Annotated in this window: 25 protein-coding genes; 15 read left to right on the top strand and 10 right to left on the bottom strand. The window is 71.4% G+C overall.

Going from position 1 to position 22,878, the window contains the following annotated elements:
* Positions 1 to 10 precede the first annotated feature (10 nt).
* Positions 11 to 844 (top strand): TspO/MBR family protein, encoded by an 834-nt coding sequence (locus KNO15_RS09760; protein WP_241703492.1) that lies wholly within the window; start codon positions 11 to 13, stop codon positions 842 to 844.
* Here the strand turns inward: KNO15_RS09760 and KNO15_RS09765 are convergent.
* Complete coding sequence (locus KNO15_RS09765) at positions 795 to 1,874, bottom strand: VanZ family protein (RefSeq protein ID WP_241703493.1); 1,080 nt, start codon at positions 1,872 to 1,874, stop codon at positions 795 to 797. The two genes, KNO15_RS09760 and KNO15_RS09765, sit on opposite strands and share 50 nt — an antisense overlap.
* A gap of 86 nt (positions 1,875 to 1,960) precedes the next feature.
* On the opposite strand from KNO15_RS09765, the gene KNO15_RS09770 reads away from it, so the two are divergent.
* Positions 1,961 to 2,398, top strand: coding sequence for a VanZ family protein (locus KNO15_RS09770; protein WP_241703494.1), 438 nt, complete (start codon positions 1,961 to 1,963; stop codon positions 2,396 to 2,398).
* Positions 2,399 to 2,474: 76 nt separating this feature from the next.
* Positions 2,475 to 3,395, top strand: a complete 921-nt coding sequence (locus KNO15_RS09775; RefSeq protein ID WP_241703495.1) for an AEC family transporter — start codon at positions 2,475 to 2,477, stop codon at positions 3,393 to 3,395.
* On the opposite strand, the gene KNO15_RS09780 is transcribed toward KNO15_RS09775, so the two are convergent.
* Both KNO15_RS09780 and KNO15_RS09785 read right to left on the bottom strand, forming a co-directional pair.
* Positions 3,392 to 3,919 (bottom strand): tetratricopeptide repeat protein, encoded by a 528-nt coding sequence (locus KNO15_RS09780; RefSeq protein ID WP_241703496.1) that lies wholly within the window; start codon positions 3,917 to 3,919, stop codon positions 3,392 to 3,394. The genes KNO15_RS09775 and KNO15_RS09780 overlap by 4 nt on opposite strands.
* Positions 3,920 to 3,923: 4 nt before the next feature.
* Positions 3,924 to 4,583: a TOPRIM nucleotidyl transferase/hydrolase domain-containing protein gene (locus KNO15_RS09785; RefSeq protein WP_241703498.1), complete on the bottom strand. Its 660-nt coding sequence runs from the start codon at positions 4,581 to 4,583 to the stop codon at positions 3,924 to 3,926.
* Positions 4,584 to 4,637: 54 nt separating this feature from the next.
* Here KNO15_RS09785 and KNO15_RS09790 point away from each other — a divergent pair, with 54 nt between their 5' ends.
* Complete coding sequence (locus KNO15_RS09790; protein ID WP_241703501.1) at positions 4,638 to 4,907, top strand: hypothetical protein; 270 nt, start codon at positions 4,638 to 4,640, stop codon at positions 4,905 to 4,907.
* Between the two features lie 25 nt (positions 4,908 to 4,932).
* On the opposite strand, the gene KNO15_RS09795 is transcribed toward KNO15_RS09790, so the two are convergent.
* Together KNO15_RS09795 and KNO15_RS09800 are read right to left on the bottom strand one after the other, a co-directional pair.
* Complete coding sequence (locus tag KNO15_RS09795; RefSeq protein WP_241703503.1) at positions 4,933 to 5,463, bottom strand: hypothetical protein; 531 nt, start codon at positions 5,461 to 5,463, stop codon at positions 4,933 to 4,935.
* Positions 5,456 to 5,776, bottom strand: a complete 321-nt coding sequence (locus KNO15_RS09800) for a TetR family transcriptional regulator (protein ID WP_241703504.1) — start codon at positions 5,774 to 5,776, stop codon at positions 5,456 to 5,458. Before KNO15_RS09800 ends, KNO15_RS09795 begins: the two co-directional genes overlap by 8 nt.
* A 98-nt stretch (positions 5,777 to 5,874) precedes the next feature.
* Between KNO15_RS09800 and KNO15_RS09805 the strand changes: the two genes are divergently transcribed.
* Together KNO15_RS09805 and KNO15_RS09810 are read left to right on the top strand one after the other, a co-directional pair.
* Positions 5,875 to 6,804, top strand: coding sequence for an aldo/keto reductase (locus KNO15_RS09805; RefSeq protein WP_241703506.1), 930 nt, complete (start codon positions 5,875 to 5,877; stop codon positions 6,802 to 6,804).
* Positions 6,805 to 6,906: 102 nt separating this feature from the next.
* Positions 6,907 to 8,112: a GDSL-type esterase/lipase family protein gene (locus KNO15_RS09810; RefSeq protein WP_241703507.1), complete on the top strand. Its 1,206-nt coding sequence runs from the start codon at positions 6,907 to 6,909 to the stop codon at positions 8,110 to 8,112.
* A gap of 44 nt (positions 8,113 to 8,156) precedes the next feature.
* On the opposite strand, the gene KNO15_RS09815 is transcribed toward KNO15_RS09810, so the two are convergent.
* On the bottom strand, positions 8,157 to 9,095 hold the full coding sequence (locus tag KNO15_RS09815) for a 5'-3' exonuclease (protein WP_241703898.1): 939 nt from the start codon (positions 9,093 to 9,095) through the stop codon (positions 8,157 to 8,159).
* Positions 9,096 to 9,143: 48 nt separating this feature from the next.
* On the opposite strand from KNO15_RS09815, the gene KNO15_RS09820 reads away from it, so the two are divergent.
* On the top strand, positions 9,144 to 9,593 hold the full coding sequence (locus tag KNO15_RS09820; protein ID WP_241703510.1) for an SRPBCC family protein: 450 nt from the start codon (positions 9,144 to 9,146) through the stop codon (positions 9,591 to 9,593).
* 40 nt (positions 9,594 to 9,633) lie between these two features.
* On the opposite strand, the gene KNO15_RS09825 is transcribed toward KNO15_RS09820, so the two are convergent.
* Positions 9,634 to 9,993: a nuclear transport factor 2 family protein gene (locus KNO15_RS09825; RefSeq protein WP_241703512.1), complete on the bottom strand. Its 360-nt coding sequence runs from the start codon at positions 9,991 to 9,993 to the stop codon at positions 9,634 to 9,636.
* A 54-nt stretch (positions 9,994 to 10,047) separates the two neighbouring features.
* Here KNO15_RS09825 and KNO15_RS09830 point away from each other — a divergent pair, with 54 nt between their 5' ends.
* The gene (locus tag KNO15_RS09830) at positions 10,048 to 10,452 is read left to right on the top strand and encodes an NUDIX hydrolase (RefSeq protein WP_241703514.1); all 405 of its coding nucleotides are present in this window, start codon (positions 10,048 to 10,050) and stop codon (positions 10,450 to 10,452) included.
* 27 nt (positions 10,453 to 10,479) lie between these two features.
* Here KNO15_RS09830 and KNO15_RS09835 read toward each other — a convergent pair whose 3' ends face one another.
* The gene (locus KNO15_RS09835; RefSeq protein ID WP_241703517.1) at positions 10,480 to 11,013 is read right to left on the bottom strand and encodes a MarR family winged helix-turn-helix transcriptional regulator; all 534 of its coding nucleotides are present in this window, start codon (positions 11,011 to 11,013) and stop codon (positions 10,480 to 10,482) included.
* Positions 11,014 to 11,127: 114 nt separating this feature from the next.
* Here KNO15_RS09835 and KNO15_RS09840 point away from each other — a divergent pair, with 114 nt between their 5' ends.
* The 6 genes from KNO15_RS09840 (at position 11,128) to KNO15_RS09865 (ending at position 19,277) form a co-directional block, all read left to right on the top strand.
* Complete coding sequence (locus tag KNO15_RS09840; protein WP_241703520.1) at positions 11,128 to 11,697, top strand: NADPH-dependent F420 reductase; 570 nt, start codon at positions 11,128 to 11,130, stop codon at positions 11,695 to 11,697.
* 102 nt (positions 11,698 to 11,799) lie between these two features.
* Positions 11,800 to 12,801, top strand: coding sequence for a LacI family DNA-binding transcriptional regulator (locus tag KNO15_RS09845; protein ID WP_241703521.1), 1,002 nt, complete (start codon positions 11,800 to 11,802; stop codon positions 12,799 to 12,801).
* A 156-nt stretch (positions 12,802 to 12,957) separates the two neighbouring features.
* On the top strand, positions 12,958 to 14,637 hold the full coding sequence (locus KNO15_RS09850) for a xylulokinase (RefSeq protein WP_241703523.1): 1,680 nt from the start codon (positions 12,958 to 12,960) through the stop codon (positions 14,635 to 14,637).
* Positions 14,634 to 15,338: an L-ribulose-5-phosphate 4-epimerase gene (locus KNO15_RS09855; RefSeq protein ID WP_241703525.1), complete on the top strand. Its 705-nt coding sequence runs from the start codon at positions 14,634 to 14,636 to the stop codon at positions 15,336 to 15,338. The genes KNO15_RS09850 and KNO15_RS09855 overlap by 4 nt, the downstream gene beginning before the upstream one ends.
* The gene (gene araA, locus KNO15_RS09860) at positions 15,338 to 16,870 is read left to right on the top strand and encodes an L-arabinose isomerase (protein ID WP_241703526.1); all 1,533 of its coding nucleotides are present in this window, start codon (positions 15,338 to 15,340) and stop codon (positions 16,868 to 16,870) included. The genes KNO15_RS09855 and araA overlap by 1 nt, the downstream gene beginning before the upstream one ends.
* A gap of 160 nt (positions 16,871 to 17,030) precedes the next feature.
* Entirely contained in the window at positions 17,031 to 19,277 is a 2,247-nt protein-coding gene (locus tag KNO15_RS09865; RefSeq protein ID WP_241703527.1) for a S1 family peptidase, read from the top strand.
* A 12-nt stretch (positions 19,278 to 19,289) separates the two neighbouring features.
* Here the strand turns inward: KNO15_RS09865 and KNO15_RS09870 are convergent, their stop codons facing one another.
* A complete protein-coding gene (locus tag KNO15_RS09870; RefSeq protein WP_241703529.1) occupies positions 19,290 to 20,141 on the bottom strand; it encodes a MerR family transcriptional regulator in 852 nt (283 codons plus the stop codon).
* Positions 20,142 to 20,247: 106 nt separating this feature from the next.
* Here KNO15_RS09870 and KNO15_RS09875 point away from each other — a divergent pair, with 106 nt between their 5' ends.
* A complete protein-coding gene (locus tag KNO15_RS09875) occupies positions 20,248 to 21,087 on the top strand; it encodes an NAD(P)H-binding protein (protein ID WP_241703531.1) in 840 nt (279 codons plus the stop codon).
* 82 nt (positions 21,088 to 21,169) lie between these two features.
* Here the strand turns inward: KNO15_RS09875 and KNO15_RS09880 are convergent, their stop codons facing one another.
* Positions 21,170 to 22,837 carry a phospholipase C gene (locus KNO15_RS09880; protein WP_241703532.1) on the bottom strand — a complete coding sequence of 556 codons (1,668 nt, stop codon included), beginning with the start codon at positions 22,835 to 22,837 and terminating at the stop codon, positions 21,170 to 21,172.
* Between the last annotated feature and the right edge of the window lie 41 nt (positions 22,838 to 22,878).

Raw genomic sequence — 22,878 nt, forward strand, 5'->3', positions numbered from 1 at the left:
CGTGTCCGGCATGACCAGCCTGGCCCGAAGGCTGCCGCTCGGAACGACTCGTCCGACCGCCGCCGACCGCGTGCGGCAGAGCGGAGTGATCGTCGCGACCGTCGTCGCGCTCGCCGGCGCCGTGTACGGATCGGGAGCGGGCGGTGGGCGGCCCGTCTCGCAGGTGGCGGGAGGGGCGTTCGCGCCTGACGAGACTCTGGTGGCGCCGGCCGGGCCGGCCTTCGCGATCTGGCCGGTGATCTACGCGGGATTCGCCGGCTACGCGGTCTGGCAGGCACTCCCGTCGCAGGCCGCGCGCCGCCGCCAGCGCGCGGTGGGGTACTGGCTGGTCGCCTACCTTCTGCTCGACACCGCGTGGGTCCTCTGCGCGCAGGCCGGGCTGCTGGCGCTGAGCGTCGCGGTCATCGTGGTGCTGTCGTCGGTGCTCGCCGTGGCCTTCGCGCGACTCCGCCACGATCCCGGGGAGTCGACGGCGGACGCCGTCCTGCTCGACGGCACTGTCGGTCTCTCCCTCGGCTGGGTGATGGTGGCGACCGTGGCGAACATCGCGGCCTGGCTGCAGGCGGCCGGCTTCACGGGTCTCGGGGTGAGCCCGTCGCTCTGGGCGATCGGTCTGATCGTCGTGGTCGCCGTGATCGGGTGCTGTCTCGCGTTCGGGGACCGCGGCCGGCTCATGCCCGCTTTCGCGGCGGCATGGGGTCTCGTCTGGATCGCGGTCGCCCGGGCGCAGGGCGGCCTCCAGGAGGACGTCGTCGCGGTGACCGCGCTGGCGGCCGGGGTGCTGATCGTGCTGGTCACGGTCGCTGTGCGCGTCGCTCGCGGGGGGCGGCTGCAGCGGGGCTGACTTCGCTGCGCGCTGCCACGGTCACTCGAGCGTCCGCGAGCCGGAGGTCCGACGAGAGCTGGGCGAGGCTGCGTCGCGACGGCGTGAACAGCAGCGCCGCCGCGTTCGCCAGGGCCAGGAGGGTGGCGGCGAGGTCGAGTCCTGCGCCGGAGAGCAGGATGCACCCTCCGATGCCCACGAGCAGTCGGAGCGGCCGCGCGGCGACGGCGGGGAACCGGCCCGGCTGCGCGCGGAGCAGCACGGCACGCTCGCCGAGCGTCGCACCTGTCGCCAGGACGAATCGGGCGTGCACCGCGAAGGCCAGCAGGGTGCCCGCGACCGCGACGGCGGGCGCGTCCCCGGGTGTCGCGAGGAGACGCACGGCGCCCGCCAGCAGCCCGGCGGCGAGGAGGTCGACGAGCCCGGCGGTCAGCCGGCGACCGGCGGTGACCGCCCGGGGCAGGTGTGCGTCGGCGCCGGCACGGTCCGCCCCCGGACGGACGAACGCGCGGGCGAGGAGCGACCCGAGCACCGCACCCGTGGTGTTCGTGGCCAGGTCGGTGACGTCGAAGAAGCGGTGAGCGCAGTGGAGGAGCCCCCACACGCCCGTGAGCTGTGTGGTCTCGACGAGAAGCGACACGCCGAAGCCGACGATCGCCGCGGCCGCCACGCCCCGGCGGAGGATCGCGCGCAGCAGGAAGCCCAGCGGCACGAAGAACACGACGTTGAGGGCCATCTCCTGCAGAACGGGGTTCCGGAGCAGCGGAGTCCCCGCCGCGGCGTAGTGGAGCGCTCCGCGGACGCTGTTCAGGGGATCGAGGATGGCGCCGACGCACCACGCGTCGTCTGGTCCGGGGAGGGGCGGGATCGTGTAGGTCCAGATCGCGAACGCGTAGACGACCGTCCCGATCCAGCCCGCCGTGCGCCAGAAGGTGAGGCCACCGCGCCGGCGATAGCTCACGACCACGAACGGCACGGCGAAGAGCACGATCACGACCGCGCCCGCGGAGAGGGCGAGCGCGGCGGCGTTCAGGGCGGCATCCAGCGACACCCGACCATCATGCGCTCCAGCTGAGCATGAGAGACCTGAGGTCTGACACACAGGAATCCACATGGCCGGAGTCGTAGGCTGTGCCAATGCCCTTCGACCGACGGATCCGTACCGGTGCGATCATCGCACTCGCCGGTTACGCGGTCTTCGTCGCCGTCATCGGCTTCTGGCCGACCCCGGTCGACCGGCCGTTCGACCCCGCGCTCTTCCGCTTCCTCATCACGCTGAGAGGCGTGGGCATCGCGCCGAAGGACGCGTACGACGTGATCGAGTTCACCGCGAACGTGGCGTTCTTCGTGGTGCCCGCCGTGCTGGTGGTGCTGATCGTCGGGCGGAGACGTTGGTGGATCGCGCCGGTCGGCGGCCTCCTGTGCAGCATCACCATCGAACTCGCCCAGCATTTCATGCTCCCGCACCGGTTCGGGACGGTGAACGACGTGATCGCGAACACGCTCGGAGCGCTGATCGGCTGCGGGATCGGCGTGCTCGTGCTGGGGCGACGGCCACAACCGCGCCGTTCTTGACACGACCGTCGTTCGTGACACGATCGACTGGGCCCTGACACGATGGCAGGGAACGGCGAGAGGAGACCGCGCAGCGATGGCTGGAGTGCTGACCGGGTTCGCGATCATCGCCTTCGTCATCCTGGTCGGCTACATCGCGGGGCGTTTCGGCGTCGGCGGTCCGTCGGCGCCCTTCGTCCTCAATCGCATCGCGTTCTTCATCACCAACCCGGCACTGTTGTTCGTGACACTCGCGCACGCGGACCTCAGGGTGGTCTTCTCGACGCAGCTGCTGGTCGCTGCGATCGCCGCCGTCGTCACGGCGGGCGTGTTCCTGGTGCTCTCCCGGCTGTTCTTCCGCCGGCCGGCGCCGGAGACGACGATCGGCGCGCTCGGCGCCGGGTATGTCAACGCGAACAACATCGGCATCCCGGTGGCCGTCTACGTGCTCGGCAGCGCGTCGTTCGTGGCGCCCGTCCTGCTGCTGCAGCTGATCGTGTTCGCCCCGATCGCGCTCACCGTGCTCGACGTGACCAGCCGCGGCGCGGTCTCCGTGTGGTCGATCGTCACCCAGCCCGTGCGCAACCCGATGATCATCGCGTCAGTGCTCGGCATCCTCGTCGACGTATCCGGCCTCCACCTGCCCGACGCCGTCTACCAGCCGTTCGAGCTGATCGGCGGCGCCGCGGTGCCGCTCGTGCTGATGGCCTTCGGGATGTCGTTGCACGGGTCGCGCCCGCTGCAGGCGGGGCATGAGAGGGCCGAGATCGTCTCGGCCGTCGCGCTGAAGGTGGTGGGCATGCCGCTGATCGCGTTCCTGGCGGCCCGGTTCGTCTTCGGACTGGAAGGCCACGCCCTGTTCGCAGCGGTGGCGCTCGCCGCCCTGCCGACCGCTCAGAACGTGTACAACTTCGCCGCGCGCTACGAGCGCGGGATCCCGGTCGCGCGCGACGTCGTTCTGCTGACCACCCTCTTCGCCGTGCCCGCCCTGCTCGTCATAGCCGCCCTCCTCGCCTAGTGGGGTCGGGCGGGCTGGGTGTGTTCGAGCGAGCGGAGGTACTCGGCGTTGCCCCGGACGGCAGCCTCGTAGCGCAGCAGGTCGGGGGTACGGATCCGGTCGACCGCCAGTTCCATGAGCTCGGCGACCGCGGCGTCGCTGCGCCCTGCCGCGTGCAGCGAGAGCGCGTGCCAGACCTGCACCGACTCCGAGTCGGGGAACTCCGCGCGGGCGCGGTCGAGCACGGCCAGCGATTCGTCGAACCGGTCGAGGTTGCGCAGCGTGCTGCCGTACTGCAGCAGGCACCGACGCAGGGTGTCGCCGTCGAGGCCGGCCGCGAGGGCGCGCTCGTAATACCCGGCAGCGGTGTGCTCCTCGCCCGCGGTGTCGTAGGAGCCGCCGACCTCGTACAGCACGTGCGGGTCGTCGGGATGCTCGGCGAGTACCTCCAGCAGGGCGGCGACGGTCGGCGCCATGTTGGAGCGGTCGCGCGCGGCGAAGAGCTCGGTGAGCCGGTCGAGCAGCTCGCGGGGAGTGGAGGCCATGCCCTCACCCTAGGCGCGCTCGCCCCGACGGATCGCCGAGGAGGGCGGTGAGCGCGTCGCGGACGGGCGCGGGAAGCTCGTGCGCCGCGAGTTCGGCGGTCAGCAGCCGGCCGTACAGCTCCTTGCGGCCGGAGGTCGTGCCGAAGAAGCGGTGCAGCTGGGCGGTCACGTCCCTTCCGCGTTGGGCCGGCTGGCGCTGGAAGGTGCGGAACAGCCCGAGGTCTCCCGACCTCGCGAGCACGGCCTCCACCCGACTGGTGCCGAGCGCGATCAGCAGCTCTCCCTCGAGATCGGGTCGGCACACGGAGATCTCGTCGTCGCCCAATCCCGCGCGTCGGAAGAAGTTGGCCTCGCCCTCGTCGCACAGGCCGTGGAGGCGGACTCCGGAGGGCGCGAGGGCATCGACGAAACGCCGCACGCTCATCGCGCCGCCCATCGGAAGGATGGCGACACCCTCCGCCGCCGGATCGACGCCGAGGAGGCCGGCCGCCGCGTGGAGCGCGGCGCTGTCGCTCGCGCCCTCCACGAGCACGATGCCGGTCACCGCCTCCGGGAGTCGCCCGATGACCGCGCCCTCCCGACGTTCGCGCCGCGCCGTGGCGGCGGTGACGGCTCGCTCGAAGCCGGTCACGGCGTCGCCCCCGCCCGTCGGCTGTCGCGTCACGAGGCCCATTCTGCCCCCTGTCGCCATCGCGACCGCGCGCGTACGGTGCTGCGCATGAAGCTCATCATCTTCGTCGCGGGAGTCGCCGTCGGGTTCGTGATCGGATCGCGCGCGGGCCGTGGCGCCTACGAGAACATCCGGAACAAGTGGCAGGGGTTCTCCGACTCCGACCCGGTGCAGAAAGTGAAAGGCGACGTCCGCGACCTCGCGGGCCGTGCCGCATCCGACCTCGGAGACAAGGTGTCGGAGGCCGTGGGCAAGGCTTCCGACAAGCTCGACGAGGTCACCGGGAAGAGCGCAGGGACGGCCCCGACCGAAGCCTGATGCTCCGACGGCTCCGAGCCGTTCCTCAGGCGCCCTCTGGCGGGTGTACGAGCAGTTCGACGCGTTCCGCCAGGTAGGCGTGGAAGTCCACGGTCTGATCGGAGGAGGCGCTCCAGCGCACGAGCGGCCGCCCTTCCCGCAGGATCAGCGGCCCCGGCGAGGCGCGCAAGGCGTCCGCCGTCAGGTCGAGGGGAGGGGCGTCGAAGTCGACCGTCTCGCCGTCGCGGAAGTGGCCGCGCTCCGCGGCCGCGCGGTAGGCGCGCCGGGTCTCGGCGGAGACCGAGACATACTGCGTGCGCCCGGGAGGGGTCGCCCGCACGAGGTGACCCGTCGCGTACAGGGTGCCGTCGGCGCCGAGCAGCAGCACGCCGAGCCTCCAGACCCGGCCCACTGGTTTGAGCACCGGCTCCCGGGGGATGCCGAGCGTGCGCCGCCGCGGCACGAGCACTGCGAGCGCCTCGTCGCGCGCCCCCGCCTCCGAGAGGCCGCGGGCCGCATCGTCGAGCGCGGTCCGGATGCCGGCTACGGCCTCCTCGTCGGCGCGCTGATCATCCACGCATCCGAGGATACGGGCCGGGCGCGGCCAGCCGATCGGCCGGGGTCGCCGCCCGGATCGAGAACGACGTGTCGTCGGTCACCATGATCAACTCGACGCCGTGCGAGTGCCGCAGCACCACCAGGGCCGACGAGTCCGACTCGGCCACGGCCTCCACCTGGTGCAGGAAGATGCGCGCCATCTCGTCGCTCACGTCGAAGTCACGGCCGAGTGCGTGCACCACGAACGCGGGGCTCTGCGGAGGACGCGCCGCCAGCTGCGTCTCCCGCCGGAAACCGTCGACCGCCGTCCTCGCCGCTGCTGTCATCGTCATCGGTCCCTCCCACCGTCGGCCGGGCACGGTCCCGGAACCTGAACGCTAGTCTCATCGTCGAACCTTTCCAGGGGGTTGACGAGGGGTTAGATAGGGACATGAAAACGCTCAGGCTTCCGAACGTCCCGATCCCCGCCTCCAACGTCATCCTCGGTCTCATGCGCATCACCCCGCTGAGCGACGAGGAGATCCGGACGCTCGTCGGCACGGCGCGCGACGCCGGCATCACGATGTTCGACCACGCCGACATCTACGGCGACGAGCGGCACGGCTGCGAGACCCGCTTCGGCGATGCGGGCGCCGTGCCCGCGTCCGAGCGCGACCAGGTGATCATCCAGTCCAAGGTCGGCATCCGCGACGGCTACTTCGACTTCTCGCGCGAGCACATCCTCACGACCGTCGACGAATCGCTCGCCGCGCTGCGCACCGACTACCTCGACATCCTGCTGCTGCACCGCCCCGACACCCTCGTCGAGCCCGAGGAGGTCGCCGCCGCGTTCGACGAGCTCGAGGCTTCGGGCAAGGTGCGCGCCTTCGGCGTCTCCAACCAGACGCCCGGCCAGATCGAGTTGCTGCGACGCTGGGTGAAGCAGCCGCTCGGCGTCAACCAGGTGCAGCTGAGCATCACCCACTCGCCGATCATCGCGCAGGGCGTCGCCGCCAACATGGTCGCCCTCGACCAGTCGATCGACCGCGACAACGGCATCCTCGACTACGCGCGCCTGCACGACATCACGCTGCAGGCGTGGTCGCCCTACCAGAAGGGCTTCTTCGACGGCGTGTTCCTCGGTGACCGCGAGGACTATGCGGAGCTCAACGATGCGATCGACGAGCTCGCGTCGCGCTACGACATCACCCCGACGGGCATTGCGACCGCGTGGATCACCCGTCATCCCGCGAACATGCAGGTCGTGCTCGGCACCACGAACCCCGGGCGTGTGCAGGAGGCCGCGGCCGGTTCGGACGTGCCGCTCACGCGCGAGGAGTGGTACCGCCTGTTCCGGCTCGCCGGGCACATCCTCCCGTGACGGCGGTGCACCCGCGGGCGGCGTGAACGTACCTGTCGGTATGTCCGTGCTCTTCCGGCGGGGTGCTCCCGCCACACCCCCGACCGGGATACGTTCGATCGCGTGGACGACGACCGGCTGAGCGCACTCCAGCGGTGGGTCGCGCGCGTGAGGCTGCTGCGCGTCGGCGCCGTGCGGCAAGGGCTCGCACGCCCAGCGGACTCGCCGCAGGCGTTCGTGGCCGGCCGGTCGAGTCTGCGCGTGCTCCTCGCAGGATCCGGCCCGGTGGTGGGCTGGGGTGTCGGCAGCCACGACCTGGCGCTGCCCGGTGCGGTCGCCCGCGCGATCGCGGCGACGACAGGCCGCGGCGTCGTCGTCGACGTGATCGCGGACCCGTCGGCGGGTGTGCGCAGGCTGGCCCGTCGGTTGCGCTCGGCGGAGGTGGGACGCTACGACGTCGTGATCCTCAGCGCTGCGGTCGCCGATGCGGTGCGGATGGTGGAGCCGGCGCGCTGGGGTGCGCGCGTCGAGGCGCTGATCCGAGAGGTCCGGGCGAACGGAGTGCCCGTCGTCGCCTGGCTGGGTGCTCACCCCATCCGCTCGCTGCCGCCGTTCGACGAGGAGTTCCGCGCCTTCCTGCAGGAGCAGGCGGAGCGCCTCAACCGTGCCGCCGCCCGGGCGTGCGGCGAAGCCGGGGCGACCTTCGTCCCGCTGCCGGCGTCACCCCAGGCGGAGGGCGGCCGTCACCGCAGTCCGGCCGACTATCTCTTTTGGGCACGGCGGATCGCCGACACGCTGGCGCCGGCGCTCATCGGCCACGAGATCGAGGAGGAGCACCGCGCCTCGGAGCCCGGGGACCGCGTGGCGGCGATCGAGCGGCTGCGCCTCGCCGAGCACAAGCGCGACGGGAGGCTGACCGGGCTGGTCGGCACCGCTCAGCGCACACTCGGCGCCGAGATCGCGATGTTCACCGTGTTGGACGACAGCACCGAGTGGCCGCTGGCCGCGGTCGGGGCGTCGCTCACCGAGATCCCGATCGAGCAGTCGGCGTGCCTGCACACCATCCAGGCGCCGGACGGGATGGTGGTGCCGGACGCCGAGCAGGACGAACGCTTCGCGTCGAGCGCGCTCGTGACCGGACCCGCGCACCTGCGCTTCTACGCCGGCTACCCGGTGGAGGCTCCGGATGGAACGCGCATCGGTGCGATGTGCGTCTTCGGCCGCACGCCCAGGCGTCCCTCCGAGTCGGAGGGCGACCTCGACGTGCTCCGTGAGCTCGCCCTCCTCGCCCAGCGCGAACTGTGGCGCTGGGATCCCGCCGCCCAGTAGCCGCGGGCGGCCGCTTCGGAGGCGGCGATTCTGCGCCGCCTCGGTCAGGCGTCGGCGGCGCCGGCGGCGTCGGCGGCGGCCGTGAGCGCGGTGAGCGCGCGGTCGAGGGAGCCGCCGAGCGCCCACCGCTCGGCGAGGGCGTCGAGCGTCTCGCGCTGTTCGGCGGTCGGCACGCGCAGCCGAGCATCCACCGGCGCGATCGGGAGGTCGCGCACGACCTTCACCACTTTCGGTGCCACGGCGAGGTAGTCCACGGCCGCGTCGAATCGCGCGCGCAGCGCCGGCTTCATCGCCGAGGCCGGGTCGGAGGCGGCGGCCTCGATCCCGGTGAGGTCGCCGTACTCGGTGAGCAGCGCCATCGCCGTCTTCTCGCCGACGCCGGCCACCCCGGGCAACCCGTCGGACGTATCGCCGCGCATCACCGCGAAGTCCGCGTACTGGCGCGCGTGGATGCCGTATTTCGCCACGACGACCGCGTCGGTCAGCACCTCCAGATTGCTCATTCCGCGCGCCGTGTAGACCACCCGCACATCCGCCTCGTCGTCCACCAACTGGAACAGGTCGCGGTCGCCCGTCACCACGTCCACCGGTCCGGACGCGCCGGTCGCGAGCGTGCCGATCACATCGTCGGCCTCGGCCTCCGCCGCGCCCACGATCGGGATGCCGAGCGCGTCGAGCACCTCCCGGATGACCGGCACCTGCACCACCAGCTCGGCCGGCACCTCCTCGACGTCCACGCCCCCGGGGACCTCCTGCGCGACGCGGTGCGCCTTGTAGCTCGGGATGAGGTCGACGCGCCACCCCGGGCGCCAGTCGTCGTCCCAGCAGGCGACGAGCGACTCCGGACCGTACTCGGTCACCAGCTTCGCGATGATGTCGAGCAGCCCGCGCACCGCGTTGACGGGCGTGCCGTCCGGGGAGCGCACCGTATCTGGCACGCCGTAGAAGCCGCGGAAGTAGAGGGAAGCGCTGTCGAGGAGCATTGTTCGCCCGGTCACAGCCCGATCATGCCATGCCGCTAAGGTGTGCGCATGGCCGCAACCGTCGTCGTCGAGCGCACCGAAACCATCCATGCGCCCCGGGAGGCCGTGCTGCCGCTCGTCGCGGAGCTCCCGAAGTGGATCGAGTGGTCGCCGTGGGAGGGCACCGACCCGGCGATGAGCCGCGAGTACACGGGCACGCCCGGCGCCGTCGGCTCCACCTACAGCTGGAACGGCAACCGCAAGGCCGGAGCCGGCAGCATGCGCATCGAGGATGTGCAGGACGACGGGGTGGGCATCGATCTGGTCTTCACGCGCCCGTTCCGGTCGCACAGCCTCATCCGCTTCTCGCTCACGGACGAGGGTGAAGGCACCCGGGTCATCTGGAGGATGGAGAGCCCCAAGACGTTCTTCAGCCGGTTCTTCAACCTCGACCGGCTCGTCGGCGGCGACTTCGAGAAGGGGCTGCGACAGCTGCGGCAGGTCGCGGAAGACCGCTAGCGCCCGCCGCTCGGTGTGCTGCCGCTCGGCACGCCGCCGCTCAGTTCGGCAGGTACGTCCCGTGTCCGCGGCTCACCAGCTCGCCGTCGAACTCGAGCACTTCGCAGACGACTCCTCCGCTCTGATTGCGGTAGCGGATGACGATCGTGCTCGTGCCGACGTAATGCTCGAGCACCTCGAACCGGAGGTCGGGCACGGCGGCCAGCCCCGCGGTCCAGTACACGCGCAGGGCGTCCTTGCCGTGTGCGACGCCCTCGCTACCGGGCAGGAACCGCTCCGCGAGCGGTGACGAGAAGACGACGCCGTCGGTGTAGTGGGCCAGCAGGGCGTCCAGGTCGTGCGCGTTCCAGTCCGCGACCCACTGATCGACGAAGCGGCGTGCGAAGTCTGCGCTGATCATCCCCACAGCATGGCATCGCGAGTGGGCATCGCGCGCGGTCAGTAGCGTGGGGGGATGACGTTGCCTCCCCTGCTGGTGTCGGCCGTCGCGCTCGTGCGCGACCGACGGGTGCTCATGGTGACCGCTCGGGGCCGGGATGTGCACTACATGCCGGGCGGCAAGATCGACGCAGGCGAGACGGCCGTGCAGGCCGCGGCCAGGGAGGCCCGAGAAGAGGTCTCGCTGGTCCTCGACCCCGCCGGGCTGGTCGAGCTGTTCGAGGTGCGCACGCAGGCGCACGGCGAGCCGGACGGCAGGATGGTGCACATGACCGTGTTCCGGGCGCAGACCGACGCCGAGCCCGAGCCCTCGGCCGAGGTGGGCGCCATCCACTGGGTCACCACCGCGGACGCCGAGCGCTGCCCGCCCGCCGGCCGTGCGGTCCTGGAGCGCCTGGCGGCCCTCGACCTCATCGACTGAACGGCTTCGAGGGGCACGTAAGCGCCCCTAAGCCCCCGGGATAGGGGCGCTTGCGTGCCCCTCGGCGGTCTGCACGATGCTCGCGCAGGCGTCGGACGGACGACGCGCCGGATCGATCGCCCCGACGAGGGCGGCCGAGATGTCGGCGAGCTGCTCGACCTGCTCAGGGCGAAGCGCTCCGAGGATGCGCTCGCGGACGGTCTCGAGGTGCCCGGGTGCTGCCTCCGCGACGACGGCGGCGCCCGCCTCGGTGAGCACGGCGTTGGTGGCGCGGCCGTCCTCCTCGCAGGGCATCCGGCGCACGAGGTCGCGGGCTTCGAGCCGTGTGATCACATGGCTCAACCGCGAGACGGAGGCGTTCGTCGCGGTCGCCAGCGCACTGAGCCGCATGCGGTGATTCGGCTCCTCGGCGAGCCGCGAGAGCACGAAGTACTCGTAGTGGGTCGAGGCGGCGTCGCGGGCGAGCTGGCCGTCGAGTACGGGCGGCAGAAGCTGGGTGAGCGCGACGAGCCCGAGCCAGGCGTCGCGTTCGCGGCCGGCGAGGTCCTCGTTCGTGCTCATGGAGAGCATTCTACCCGATTACTTGACGCTTCAACCAACTGGGGTTATCGTTTAGTTGAAGCGTCAACAAAAGTTGGCGCGGACCCCCAGAACCTCGAGAAGGAGAACAGGCTCATGACCACGGTCAGCATCATCGGAAACGGCAACATGGCGAAGGCGATCGGCGGAGTCGTCGCCGCGGGTGGCAGCACCGTGCAGTACCTCGGTCGCGACGGCGGCACGGTGGACGGATCGATCGTCGTGCTCGCGGTGCCGTACCCCGAGGTGGACGCCGTGCTCGCGACCTACGGCGCTCAGCTCGCGGGCAAGGCCGTCGTCGACATCACCAACCCGGTCGACTTCGCGACCTTCGACGGCCTGACCGTTCCCTCCGACTCGTCGGCCGCCGCCGTGATCGCGGCCGCGCTGCCCGAATCGACCGTGCTCAAGGCCTTCAACACGACCTTCGCCGCGACGCTCGCCACCGGAAAGGTCGGGGCGGAGACCACCACGGTGCTCATCGCCGGCGACGACGACGCGGCCAAAGCCGAGCTCGGCGGCCTGGTGCGGGCGGGCGGCCTGAACGCCGTGGACGCCGGCTCCCTCCGCCGCGCCCGCGAGCTCGAAGCCCTCGGCTTCCTGCAGATCTCGCTCGCCGCGGCCGAGCGTGTCTCCTGGACCGGAGGCTTCGCGGTCGTCGCGTAACCCCATCCAGAACCCGAGGGGCACGTCGTTGTCGCTTTTCGCCCCGCGAAGCGACAACGACGTGCCCCTCGATGCGTGCCGGGCGGCCGTTAGGGTGTGGATGTGAGTGACAGCGGGCGGGCGCCGGGCGTGCGGGAGGTCGCGGCCGCTGCCGGCGTGTCACGCCAGACCGTGTCGCGCGTGCTCAACGACCATCCCAGCATCCGCCCCGAGACGCGCGAGCGGGTGCTCGGCGCGATGGCCGACCTCAACTTCCGGCCGAACCGCGCCGCCCGCATGCTCACCACCGCGCGCTCGCGCACCATCGGCGTGCTCGCGGCCTCGGCGTCGTCGCTCTTCGGCCCGGCCTCCAGCATCGACGCGGTCGAGCAGGCCGGGCGGGAGGCCGGCTACTTCGTGACGGTCGCGCACGCGGCGTCCCTCGACCGCGCCGAGCTGACCGCCGCCATCGATCACCTCGGCGCGCAGTCCGTCGAGGGCGTCGTGGTCATCGCCCCGCAGCGGGCCGTGCAGGAGGCCATGGCCGCGCTGTCGCTGTCTGTGCCGTCCGTGGCCCTGCACGGTGCGGGGGTCGCCGGAGACGAGGGCGTGTTCGTGGACCAGTTCGAGGGTGCTCGCATCGCAACCCGCCACCTGATCGAGCGCGGACACACGCGCATCGCCCACCTGAGCGGGCCTGCGGACTGGTCGGAGGCGCGCGCCCGCCGCGAAGGGTTCGTCGCCGAGCTCTCCGCCGCCGGGCTGGAGCCGGTCGTCTCGCGGGAGGGCGACTGGACCGCCGCGTCCGGTGCGGCCATCGGCGCCGAGCTGCTCGCGGCCCGGGATGCACCCACCGCGATCTTCTCGTCGAACGACCAGATGGCGCTGGGCGTGCTGCACGCGACCCGGGTGCTCGGCCTGCGCGTGCCGGACGACCTGGCGCTCGTCGGGTTCGACGACATCCCGGAGGCCGCCTTCTTCTCGCCACCGCTGACGACCGTGCGGCAGGACTTCCCGGAGCTCGGCCGCCGCTGCATCGCGCGGCTCGTCGCCCTCATCGAGGGCCGTGAGCTCGCGTTCGCCGCGCCTGTCGCCCCGGTGCTGGTCGTCCGCGACTCCGTCTAGCGCGGCGGCGGGCGATCGAAGGGCACCCAAGCGCCCCTTCCCGGGCGTTTTAGGGGCATTTGGGTGCCCTTCGGCAGCGGTGGGTGTCCGGGTGGAGGGGGTGCGTGTATGCTCGACGCAGCAATGTGACCGGTCACAAGGGAGTGGGAGAGAACCATGGCAGCCGACACCTCGGCCACCGAGGCCAGCGCCGCACAGGCCGGCGCACGCGCCGGCGCCGCCCTCCGCTCCGGCCGCACCGCGCTCGGCATCGAGCTCGGCTCCACCCGCATCAAGGCCTGCCTGGTCGACGCCGACGACCCGGCCTCCGTGCTCGCCGTCGGCTCGCATCACTGGGAGAACGAGTTCGCCGACCGGCAGTGGACCTACTCGCTCGACGCGGTCTGGTCCGGCGTGCAAGCGGCCTACGCCGACCTTCTCGCCGACGTCGAGCGCCGTCACGGCGCCCGCCCGCAGACGTTCGCCGCGATCGGCGTCTCCGCGATGATGCACGGCTACCTCGCGCTCGACGCCGACGGCGAGCTGCTCGTGCCGTTCCGCACCTGGCGCAACACCACGACCGGCGCCGCGAGCGCCGAGCTGACCGCGCTGTTCGGCGTCAACATCCCGCTGCGCTGGTCGATCGCGCACCTCCACCAGGCGGTCGTCGACGGTGAGCCGCATCTCGCCAGGCTCGACTCGATCACCACGCTCGCCGGCTACGTGCACAGAAGGCTCACCGGCCGCCACGTGCTCGGGGTGGGCGACGCGTCGGGGATGTTCCCCATCGACCAGGCGACCGCCACCTACGATGCCGACCTCGTCGCCCGCTACGACGCCCTCGCGGCGACCCGCGCCGAGATCCCCCCGCTCGCCCATCTCCTCCCTGAGGTGCTGGTCGCCGGTCGCCCCGCAGGCGAGCTCACCGCCGAGGGTGCCACGCTGCTCGACCCGACGGGGGCGCTCCGGCCCGGCGCGCCGCTCTGCCCTCCGGAGGGCGACGCGGGCACCGGCATGGTCGCGACGAACTCGGTCGCGCCGCGCACCGGCAACGTCAGCGCGGGCACGAGCATCTTCGCCATGGTCGTGCTGGAGCGGCCGTTGGAGCACGTGCACCACGAGCTCGACCTGGTCACCACACCGGCCGGCGACCCGGTCGCGATGGTGCACTGCAACAACGGCGCGAGCGAGCTCTCCGCCTGGGCGTCGCTGTTCGGGAGGTTCGCGGAGGCCGCGGGAACACCGGTCGCCCCGGATGCGGTCTTCGACACGCTGCTGCGCGAGGCGCTCAGCGGCGAGGCCGACGCGGGAGGCCTCCTCGCCTACAACTACCTCGCCGGCGAGCCGATCACGGGCCTCGACGAAGGGCGCCCGTTGGTCGTCCGCACGCCGGACAGCCGCCTGACCCTGGGCAACTTCGTGCGCGCCCAGCTCTACGGCGTGTTCGGCACGTTGGCGCTCGGGATGCGCGTGCTCGACGGCGAGGGCGTGGCGCTCGACCGGATGTTCGCGCACGGCGGCCTGTTCCGCACCGCGGGGGTCGCCCAGCGCTTCCTGGCCGGAGCCCTGGATGCCCCGGTCTCAGTCGCGCAGACCGCGTCGGAGGGCGGAGCGTGGGGCATCGCGGTGCTCGCGGCCTACCTGGACCACGCAGCCGGCGGCCGTGACGACGGCGCGGCCGACGGCCTGGGCGCCTACCTCCAGCGCGACGTCTTCGGCGGGTTCGTCTTCGATACGACGGAGCCGGAGCCCGACGACGTCGCCGGGTTCGCCGCCCACCTCGACCGCTACCGCGACGGGCTGGCCGCTGAGCGCGCTGCCGTCGCCTCGATCGCCCTGAAGGGAGCCGCGCGATGACCTCAGAGCTGGAGACCGCCGCGGTCCGCCACGTCCGCGAGCGGGTCGCCGCGCTGCACGCCGAACTCGTGCGCTACGGCCTCGTCGTCTGGACCGGCGGCAACGTGTCAGGACGCGTTCCCGGCGCCGACCTCTTCGTCATCAAGCCGAGCGGCGTCGACTACGACGACCTCGCGCCGGAGAACATGATCCTCTGCACGCTCGACGGCGTGGTGGTGCCCGGCTCGCTCGGCTCCGAGCGCTCGCCGTCCAGCGACACCGCCGCGCACGCGTACGTCTACCGCAACCTCCCGGAGGTCGGCGGCGTCGTGCACACCCACTCCACCTACGCGACGGCGTGGGCGGCGCGCGCAGAGGCCATCCCGTGCGTCATCACGGCGATGGCCGACGAGTTCGGCGGGGAGATCCCGGTCGGGCCGTTCGCGATCATCGGCGACGACTCCATCGGCCGCGGCATCGTCCAGACCCTGAACGGCCACCGCAGCCGCGCGGTGCTGATGCAGAACCACGGTGTCTTCACGATCGGCCGCGACGCCCGCGACGCGGTCAAGGCCGCGGTGATGGCGGAGGACGTGGCCCGTACCGTGCACATCGCCCGGCAGGGCGGCCCGCTCGTCCCGATTCCGCCGGAGGCCGTGGACCGCCTCTTCGACCGCTACCAGAACGTCTACGGACAGAACCCGGAAGGAACCCTCGCCTGATGCCGAAGCTCACCGCCTCCCCGAACTCGAACGGGCTCGACGGCTACGAGGTCTGGTTCCTCACCGGCAGCCAGCACCTCTACGGCCCGGAGACGCTCGCCCAGGTCGCCGAGCAGTCGCGCGCGATCGCCGACCGGCTGGCCGCGTCGTCCGATGTGCCGGTGCGCGTGGTCTGGAAGCCCGTTCTCACCGACTCGGCCGCGATCCGCCGCACGGCGCTGGAGGCCAACGCCGACGACGCCGTCATCGGCCTGGTCGCGTGGATGCACACCTTCAGCCCGGCCAAGATGTGGATCGCCGGCCTCGACGCCCTCCAGAAGCCGCTGCTGCATTTCCACACGCAGGCGAACGTCGAGCTGCCGTGGGGCGAGATCGACTTCGACTTCATGAACCTCAACCAGGCCGCGCACGGCGACCGCGAGTTCGGCTACATCCAGACGCGCCTCGGGGTGCCGCGCACGACCGTCGTCGGGCACGTCAGCAGCCCGGCCGTGACGCAACGCATCGGCACCTGGACGCGCGCCGCGGCAGGGTGGGCCGCGACGCGCTCGCTCAAGCTGGCGCGCTTCGGCGACAACATGCGGTTCGTGGCCGTCACGGAGGGCGACAAGACGGAGGCCGAGCTGCGGTTCGGCGTGCAGGTGAACACCTGGGGCGTCACCGAGCTGGCCGACGCCGTCGCCGCGGCCGCGTCCTCCGACGTCGACGCGCTCGTCGCCGAGTACGAAGAGCTGTACGACGTCGTCCCCGAGCTCCGCCGCGGCGGCGACCGTCACCAGTCGCTGCGCGACGGCGCCGCCATCGAACTGGGGCTGCGCTCGTTCCTCGAGGAGGGCGGCTTCGGCGCCTTCACGACGAGCTTCGAAGACCTCGGCGCTCTGAAGCAGCTGCCCGGCCTGGCCGTGCAGCGCCTGATGGCCGAGGGCTACGGCTTCGGCGCGGAGGGCGACTGGAAGACCGCGATCCTGGTGCGCGCGGCGAACGTCATGGGCGCGGGTCTCCCGGGCGGCGCCTCGCTGATGGAGGACTACACCTACGACCTGACGCCGGGCGACGAGCGCATCCTCGGCGCGCACATGCTGGAGGTCGCGCCCTCGCTCACGTCCGCGAAGCCGAGCCTCGAGGTCCACCCGCTCGGCATCGGCGGCAAGGACGACCCGGTGCGCCTGGTCTTCACGGCCGACCCCGGCCCCGCCGTGGTGGTGGCGCTCTCGGACCTGCGAGACCGGTTCCGGCTCGTCGCCAACGTCGTGGAGGTCGTGGAGCCGTCGGCTCCGCTGCCGAAGCTCCCGGTCGGGCGCGCCGTGTGGAAGCCGGCTCCCGACTTCACCACGTCGGCGACCGCGTGGCTGGAGGCCGGCGCCGCCCACCACACGGTGATGAGCACGGCCGTCGGCATCCAGGCGTTCGAGGACTACGCCAGGATGGCCCGCACCGAGCTGCTCGTCATCGACGACGACACGACGCTGCGTGCGTTCTCCCGCGAGCTCGACTGGAACGCCGCCTACCAGCGCCTCGCACGCGGCATCTAGCCGCCACGACTCCCGGCCGCCGGCATGTCATCGGCGTCGGCGGCCGGGTCCCGACTCCGCGCGTTCCCGTGTCAGTGTGCGCCGACCATAGGCGCCCTGCGGAGCGGCCCGTAGTATCGGATCGATCCGCACTCGCCCGGATCGGAAGCGGAGCTGCCCCGTGCACACCAAGCGCTATGCGGCCGTCGTGGCCGCGATCGCCGGCTCGTCGCTGGCGGCAGCCGTCCTGGCCGGGTGCACCGCCGCCCCGGCGGCCGACAGCAGCGCGCGGACACCGTCGCAGACGGGAACCTCCCACGCGGACGGAGCCGGTTCGCCGCTCTCCGGTTCGCCGCTCACCGCGTCGCAGGCACCGGAGCCGGCTCGGTCACCGGACGCGTCGGCGACGCAGAGCACGCCGCCGCCCGCGAACCCGTCCGCGCTGCCCGGCGGCCTGAAGACGGCGATCGTCCGCGACCTCCACATCACGCCGGAGCAGTACCTCGCCGGAGCCCAGGCGGCCGCCGCGGCTCCGTCGACCATCACCCGGTTGACCGCGGCGGGCATCGACCCGTCCGACGTGTGGCTCGCCGGCAGCGTCCTCAAAGTGCACACCGCGAGCTCCGAGCAGGCGGAAGCTGCGACCGCGATCGGAGCCGAGCCCACCTCGTCCGCCCCGCCGTCCGCCCCGCCGGTGGCCACGGCCTCCTCCTACGAAGACCTCGTGAACGGCACCGGCTGGTATCTGCCGCTGAGCAGCACCTCCATCGCCATCTGCTCGACGGGTTTCAACGGCTGGAACGCGTCAGGCGCTGCGACCGTGGCGACCGCCGGTCACTGCCTCCGAGGCAACTCGCCCGTTCCCGCCGCGCCGGTCACCGCCACGCGCTATGTGCAGAGCCAGCCGAATCAGTCGGGGACCTCCGGCTCGACCATCGGAACGCTCGAATACGCCTCGTTCCAGTTCGGAGGGGGCTACGACTCCGGTCTGATCGATGTGGCCAACGCCTCGCTGAGCCCGAAGCCGGCCTCGTCGACGTGGGACGGGAGCACGGTCCCCGTCCGCGGCACGATCACCGCCACTGTCGGAGCGTACGTGTGCAAGTCCGGTCGCACCACCGGCTGGTCGTGCGGCACGGTCCAACGCGTGAACTACGCACAGGGCATCGACGGCGGCTACACGGTCAACTCGGTGCAGACGAGCATGTGCATGTACCACGGCGACAGCGGCGGCCCGGCGATGATCGGCTTCTACGCAGTGGGGGTGAATTCGAGCGGTACCTGGTCGAGCGCGGCCTGCACCGACAGCTCCGGCTACTCGGCCATCTACCCAGTGCAGGGCTCACCGAGCAGCATCACCGCGCAGCAGACGGGCTGGGAGCCCATGGTCGCGGTCGACGCCCCTGTGGTCTCCACCGTGACCCCTGGCACCTCCACGGTCCTGCAGGGAACGCTGCCCAACGCGGCGACAGGCGACTCGGTCTCCGTCTACGTCGACGGCGGCACGGCCGCTGCGGCGACGGGTGCCGTGGATGCGTCGAGCACCCAGTGGACGCTGACCGTTCCGGCGCAGGCGGCGGGTGCGCACACCTATCGCGTGGTCGCGGGCTGGGGCGTCCGCAGCCGGTCGACGGCCGTCTCCGGTTCGTACACGGTCGGGGCGACTGCGACTGCGACTCCGACTCCGACGCCGACCCTCACCCCGACCCCCACACCGACTCCGACGCCCACACCCTCGCCGACGACTCCCGGCGGTTACGCGGTGGGCTCCTTCATCAAGTCGCCGTCGAACAATACGGTCTACGTGGTCGCGCCGACCTCCATCCGGCCGGTGTCGTCATGGCCGGCGTTGCTCTCGCTCACGCCGAAGGGCACCAGCCCGGTGATCCAGACCGTTCCCGCCTCGGTCGTCGCCGGCCTCCCGGTCGGACCGGTGGCGCTGACCGTGGGCTCGCTGGTGCGCAGCCCCACCAAGGCGAGCGTGTACCTGGTCGACGGCCTGACCGACAAGATCCCGGTCTCGACCTTCGACTACCCGGCATCGATCGGGATCACCGGCACGGCGGTGGTCTCGGACGCCGCGCTGGCGGGGTATCCGACGGCGGCGCTGATGGGTTATGGCATCGTCTGCGGCGGCACGGACTACGTCGCCGCATCCGGTGCCCTTCGCGCGTTGGACGCGACGACGAAGCCGCTGTATCCACTGGTGTTCACCTCACTCGACGCCTACACCTGCGCACTGTTGACCCGGAGTGCACCGGCGACCGCCTTCATCCGAACCCCCAACGGCACGATCTACCAGCTGGTCGGCGGCACCAAGCGGCCCATCGCCTCCATGGCGCGCCTCTACCAGCTCGGCGGATCGGTCGGCTGGGTCGATGTGACGCCGGGGCTGGCGGCCACGATCCCGACCGGTCCGTCCGCCTGATCCGGCGCTGCGTCAGGAGACGCGCTCGACGGGAGCCTGCAGCTCGGTGATCCAGTCGGGCGCTGGGATGTGGCCGGTGGCCTGGACGTAGACCTCGCGGGTCGGGCCGACGACGCGGTAGCCGTCGGCGACCAGACGCTCGGTGAGCGCCATCCAGGAGTCGCCGATTCCGGTCATGTCGCCGTGGTGCAGCAGGGTCGCGGCGAGCGGGACTTCCGGCAGCTCGACGACGTCATAGCCGTCGCCGGGCTGCGCGGGAGAGTCCGCGGGGTAGGAGATGTGCACCTCCAGGCGCTCGTCGTCGCGGGCTTCGTACCAGAAGACCGAGGGCTCCAGGATGGGGCGGCCAGCGGCCGCGAGGGCTTGGTCGAGCGAGCCGATCAGCGGGCCGACCATCGGCCCGATGAACTCGTTGCCCATGCCGGGCGCAGTGCCGCTGACGGCGTAGACGGTGAGCGCCTCCAGCGGGCGGTACTCGACGGATGTGGACATGGTCTCGGTTCCTTCCAGTATGCGGAGACGCCGCTCGAGGCGGTCGAGCCGGTCGCGGTCGTCGGCGATCCCCGCCTCCAGCTCGACCCGGCGCTGCCGCAGCGCCGCTGACAGGGCGGCCTGCAGGTCGGCAGAGGCGAGCACGGCGGCGATGGCGTCGAGCCCGATGCCGAGCTGGCGCAGCTCGACGATCAGCAGCAGGTCGGCCAGCTGCGCGTCTGCGTAGTAGCGGTAGCCGCTGTATTCGTCGACGCGCGCCGGCGGCAGCAGATCGATCGCGTCGTAGTGCCGCAGCATCCTGACGCTGATCCGCCCGATCGCGGCGAACTCTCCGATGGTGTACATGACGGTGGCCACGCTCCAGCCTGACACGGTGTGAGGGTCAACAGCCCCTGCGGACTTCGTCGATTCTCAGTGGACTCGGTTGCGGTTTCTGACCGATCATTGGCGTATTCGACGGTGCTGGACGGAGGCTGTGATGGGAATTGTCGCGGTGACGGGCGTCACGGGGGTGGTCGGACGGCGCGTGGCGGACGCGCTGTCGTATGCGGGGGTTCCGTTCCGCATGCTGGCGCGGTCGCCGGAACGGGCACCGCGGTACCCGAACACCGAGGTCGTCGCCTGCAGCTACGGCGACCCGGTGTCGGCGCGCGCGGCGCTGGAGGGCGTCGACACGCTGCTCATGGTGTCGGCGGCCGAGAACGCCGAGCGCCTGCGCGAGCACATCACGTTCGTGGATGCGGCCGAGGCCGCGGGCGTGAAGCACGTCGTCTACACGTCGTTCTTCGGCGCGGCGCCAGACGCGACGTTCACACTGGCGCGGGACCACTTCGCGACCGAGGAGCGGATCGCCGGCAGCGGGATGTCGTACACGTTCCTCCGTGACAACCTCTACCTGGACTTCGTCGAGTTCATGGTGGGCGACGACGGCGTGATCCGTGGGCCCGCCGACCGCGGGCGCGCCGCGATGGTCGCCAGGGCCGACGTCGCCCGTGTGGCAGCGATCGCCATGCAGCATCCCGAGCAGCATCGCAACGTCGCGTACGACCTGACCGGTCCGGAGGAGCTGACGATGTCGGAGGTCGCCGAGAAGCTGACGGCCCATCTGGGCCGTCCCGTGTCGTTCCACGACGAGACGGTGGAGGAGGCGTACCGGTCCCGCACGAAGTGGGACGCCCCGCAGTGGCAGTACGACGCGTGGGTCTCCACCTACACGGCCATAGCCGCCGGCGAGTTCGCGGGCGTGAGCGGCGACGTCGAGCGCGTCACCGGCCGCCGCCCGCTCTCCCTCGACGAGTACCTCGCCGGCGAACGCTGAGCCCTGAAACCAGCGACGAAGGGCACGTCGTTGTCACTCTCCGCGGGGAAAAGCGACAACAACGTGCCCTTCGGGGGTTGGATCACTGCTGGTCGTCGCCCCAGTGGCCGTGGGTGGGGATGACCTGGCTGACGGCACCGGTGGTCGGGCTCAGCAGCACCTCGCGCTGCTGCGGGTGGCGCCAGTCGAACAGGCCGTTCAGCGAGCCGGCGCGCGCGTCGAACGACGCGTCGCCGATGCGGCCGGTGCGCCAGTTGTCCTCGATGAACTTCAGCGGGCTGGTCTGCTCGATCGCGGTGTGGTCCACCTTGTTCTGAGCGGCCCACGGCGAGACGACGAGGAACGGCAGGCGCTGGCTCGGACCGCAGCGGTCGGCGTAGCCGCCGGCGATCTTCGTCTGCGTGGTGCAGACCGTCGAGTCGACGGCCGCGTCGTTCGAGCCGTTGGTCACGGTCGGCGCGACGTGGTCGTACCAGCCGTCGGAGTCGTCATACGTGATGACGACAGCGGTGCTCGACCAGTCCTTCGACTTCTGGAGGGCGTTGATCTCGTTGACGATGAACTTCTGCTCGTCCAGCGGGTCGGAGTAGCCGGCGTGGCCGTCCTGCGCCTCCGGAGCCTTGAGGAACGAGACGGCCGGCAGGTTGTTCGCCGCCAGCGCCTTGTCGAACGAGGTCAGGTCGTACTGGTGATTGGCCTGGTCGGTGTGGCCGATGGCCTTGGTCGACGTCGGCGGGAGGTGGTGCGGGTTCGAGGTGGACTTGTAGTACGAGAACGGGTTGTGGTGCGGCGAGTAGTCCTTCGGCGTCGCGCCTCCCACGTTCGCGGTGGTCGCGTCGCACTTGGCGTAGGTGCCGGCCGTGCCGTTCCACGCGGTGGTCGGCGTGAAGCCGCCCTGGAACCAGCCCCAGCTGACACCGCGCGCGTTGAGCAGGTCGCCCACGTTCTTACCGGCCATGCCCACCAGGGCGGAGGTCGAGGTGTGGTCGTTGTCCGAGCAGTCGTCGTACACCGGGTCGGGGTCGCCGATCACGGTGCCGACACCGGCGGCGTTCTTCGACTGCACCGATCCGGAGACCGGAAGTACGGCCCCGGTGGTGGGGTCGTACGCGGTGCCGCCGTGGGTCTGGCCCGAGATCAGGTTCAGCGCGCCGGGGGTCGACGGGCCGAAGGTGGTGTCCCACATGTTGTCGCTCATGGCGTAGTTCTGGGCGTAGTTCCAGAGCCCGGTGACGGTGTTGCCGTCGTAGTAGTCCATGACGAGACCCGGCTGGCCGAAGTTGCCGGTGCAGGTGTCGGTCTCGGTCTTCTGGACGAACAGGTCCATCTTGCCGCCGTCGACCGCCGCCTGCTCGGCCGCGTAGCTGTGATTCTGGTCGCAGGTGAGCGCCTGCGCCGGTGTCAGCCGAGTCGGCTTGTAGAGGTTGGGGTTGTCGGTGAGCGTCCCGCTGGTGACGAGGGTGTTCGTCTTCGGGGTGTTCTTGGCGGCGGTGAACGGCGTGCCGTCGGTGTTCGTCGCGTTCGGGTAGGTGCCGAAGTAGTGGTCGAAGGAGATGTTCTCGTCGAAGATCACGACGAGGTGCTTGATCGGGGTCTGGGTCTGGTGGGAGTGGTCGGGGTCCCCGTGACCGGGGAACGCCGACGCGGGAGCGACGGCGAGCACGCCGGCCGCCGTGAGGGTCGCGGCGCCGAGCAGCGCAAGGCCGGCCGAGGCGACCGGGTGGCGGCGCAGACCAGTGAGTCTGGACATCCTGCTTCCTTCTGTTCGAGTGGGTGTTACCGGACCTCCGC

This window comes from Leifsonia shinshuensis (assembly GCF_022606355.1).
Classification (GTDB): domain Bacteria; phylum Actinomycetota; class Actinomycetes; order Actinomycetales; family Microbacteriaceae; genus Leifsonia; species Leifsonia shinshuensis_B.

What these genes read in the sequence shown, in the direction of transcription:
- KNO15_RS09760 (WP_241703492.1), top strand. Translation starts at nt 11, where the DNA reads ATGACCAGCCTGGCCCGAAGGCTGCCGCTCGGAACGACTCGTCCGACC.
- KNO15_RS09770 (WP_241703494.1), top strand. Translation starts at nt 1,961, where the DNA reads ATGCCCTTCGACCGACGGATCCGTACCGGTGCGATCATCGCACTCGCC.
- KNO15_RS09775 (WP_241703495.1), top strand. Translation starts at nt 2,475, where the DNA reads ATGGCTGGAGTGCTGACCGGGTTCGCGATCATCGCCTTCGTCATCCTG.
- KNO15_RS09780 (WP_241703496.1), bottom strand. Translation starts at nt 3,919, where the DNA reads ATGGCCTCCACTCCCCGCGAGCTGCTCGACCGGCTCACCGAGCTCTTC.
- KNO15_RS09790 (WP_241703501.1), top strand. Translation starts at nt 4,638, where the DNA reads ATGAAGCTCATCATCTTCGTCGCGGGAGTCGCCGTCGGGTTCGTGATC.
- KNO15_RS09800 (WP_241703504.1), bottom strand. Translation starts at nt 5,776, where the DNA reads ATGACGATGACAGCAGCGGCGAGGACGGCGGTCGACGGTTTCCGGCGG.
- KNO15_RS09805 (WP_241703506.1), top strand. Translation starts at nt 5,875, where the DNA reads ATGAAAACGCTCAGGCTTCCGAACGTCCCGATCCCCGCCTCCAACGTC.
- KNO15_RS09815 (WP_241703898.1), bottom strand. Translation starts at nt 9,095, where the DNA reads ATGCTCCTCGACAGCGCTTCCCTCTACTTCCGCGGCTTCTACGGCGTG.
- KNO15_RS09820 (WP_241703510.1), top strand. Translation starts at nt 9,144, where the DNA reads ATGGCCGCAACCGTCGTCGTCGAGCGCACCGAAACCATCCATGCGCCC.
- KNO15_RS09825 (WP_241703512.1), bottom strand. Translation starts at nt 9,993, where the DNA reads ATGATCAGCGCAGACTTCGCACGCCGCTTCGTCGATCAGTGGGTCGCG.
- KNO15_RS09830 (WP_241703514.1), top strand. Translation starts at nt 10,048, where the DNA reads ATGACGTTGCCTCCCCTGCTGGTGTCGGCCGTCGCGCTCGTGCGCGAC.
- KNO15_RS09835 (WP_241703517.1), bottom strand. Translation starts at nt 11,013, where the DNA reads ATGAGCACGAACGAGGACCTCGCCGGCCGCGAACGCGACGCCTGGCTC.
- KNO15_RS09840 (WP_241703520.1), top strand. Translation starts at nt 11,128, where the DNA reads ATGACCACGGTCAGCATCATCGGAAACGGCAACATGGCGAAGGCGATC.
- KNO15_RS09850 (WP_241703523.1), top strand. Translation starts at nt 12,958, where the DNA reads ATGGCAGCCGACACCTCGGCCACCGAGGCCAGCGCCGCACAGGCCGGC.
- KNO15_RS09855 (WP_241703525.1), top strand. Translation starts at nt 14,634, where the DNA reads ATGACCTCAGAGCTGGAGACCGCCGCGGTCCGCCACGTCCGCGAGCGG.
- araA (WP_241703526.1), top strand. Translation starts at nt 15,338, where the DNA reads ATGCCGAAGCTCACCGCCTCCCCGAACTCGAACGGGCTCGACGGCTAC.
- KNO15_RS09875 (WP_241703531.1), top strand. Translation starts at nt 20,248, where the DNA reads ATGGGAATTGTCGCGGTGACGGGCGTCACGGGGGTGGTCGGACGGCGC.
- KNO15_RS09880 (WP_241703532.1), bottom strand. Translation starts at nt 22,837, where the DNA reads ATGTCCAGACTCACTGGTCTGCGCCGCCACCCGGTCGCCTCGGCCGGC.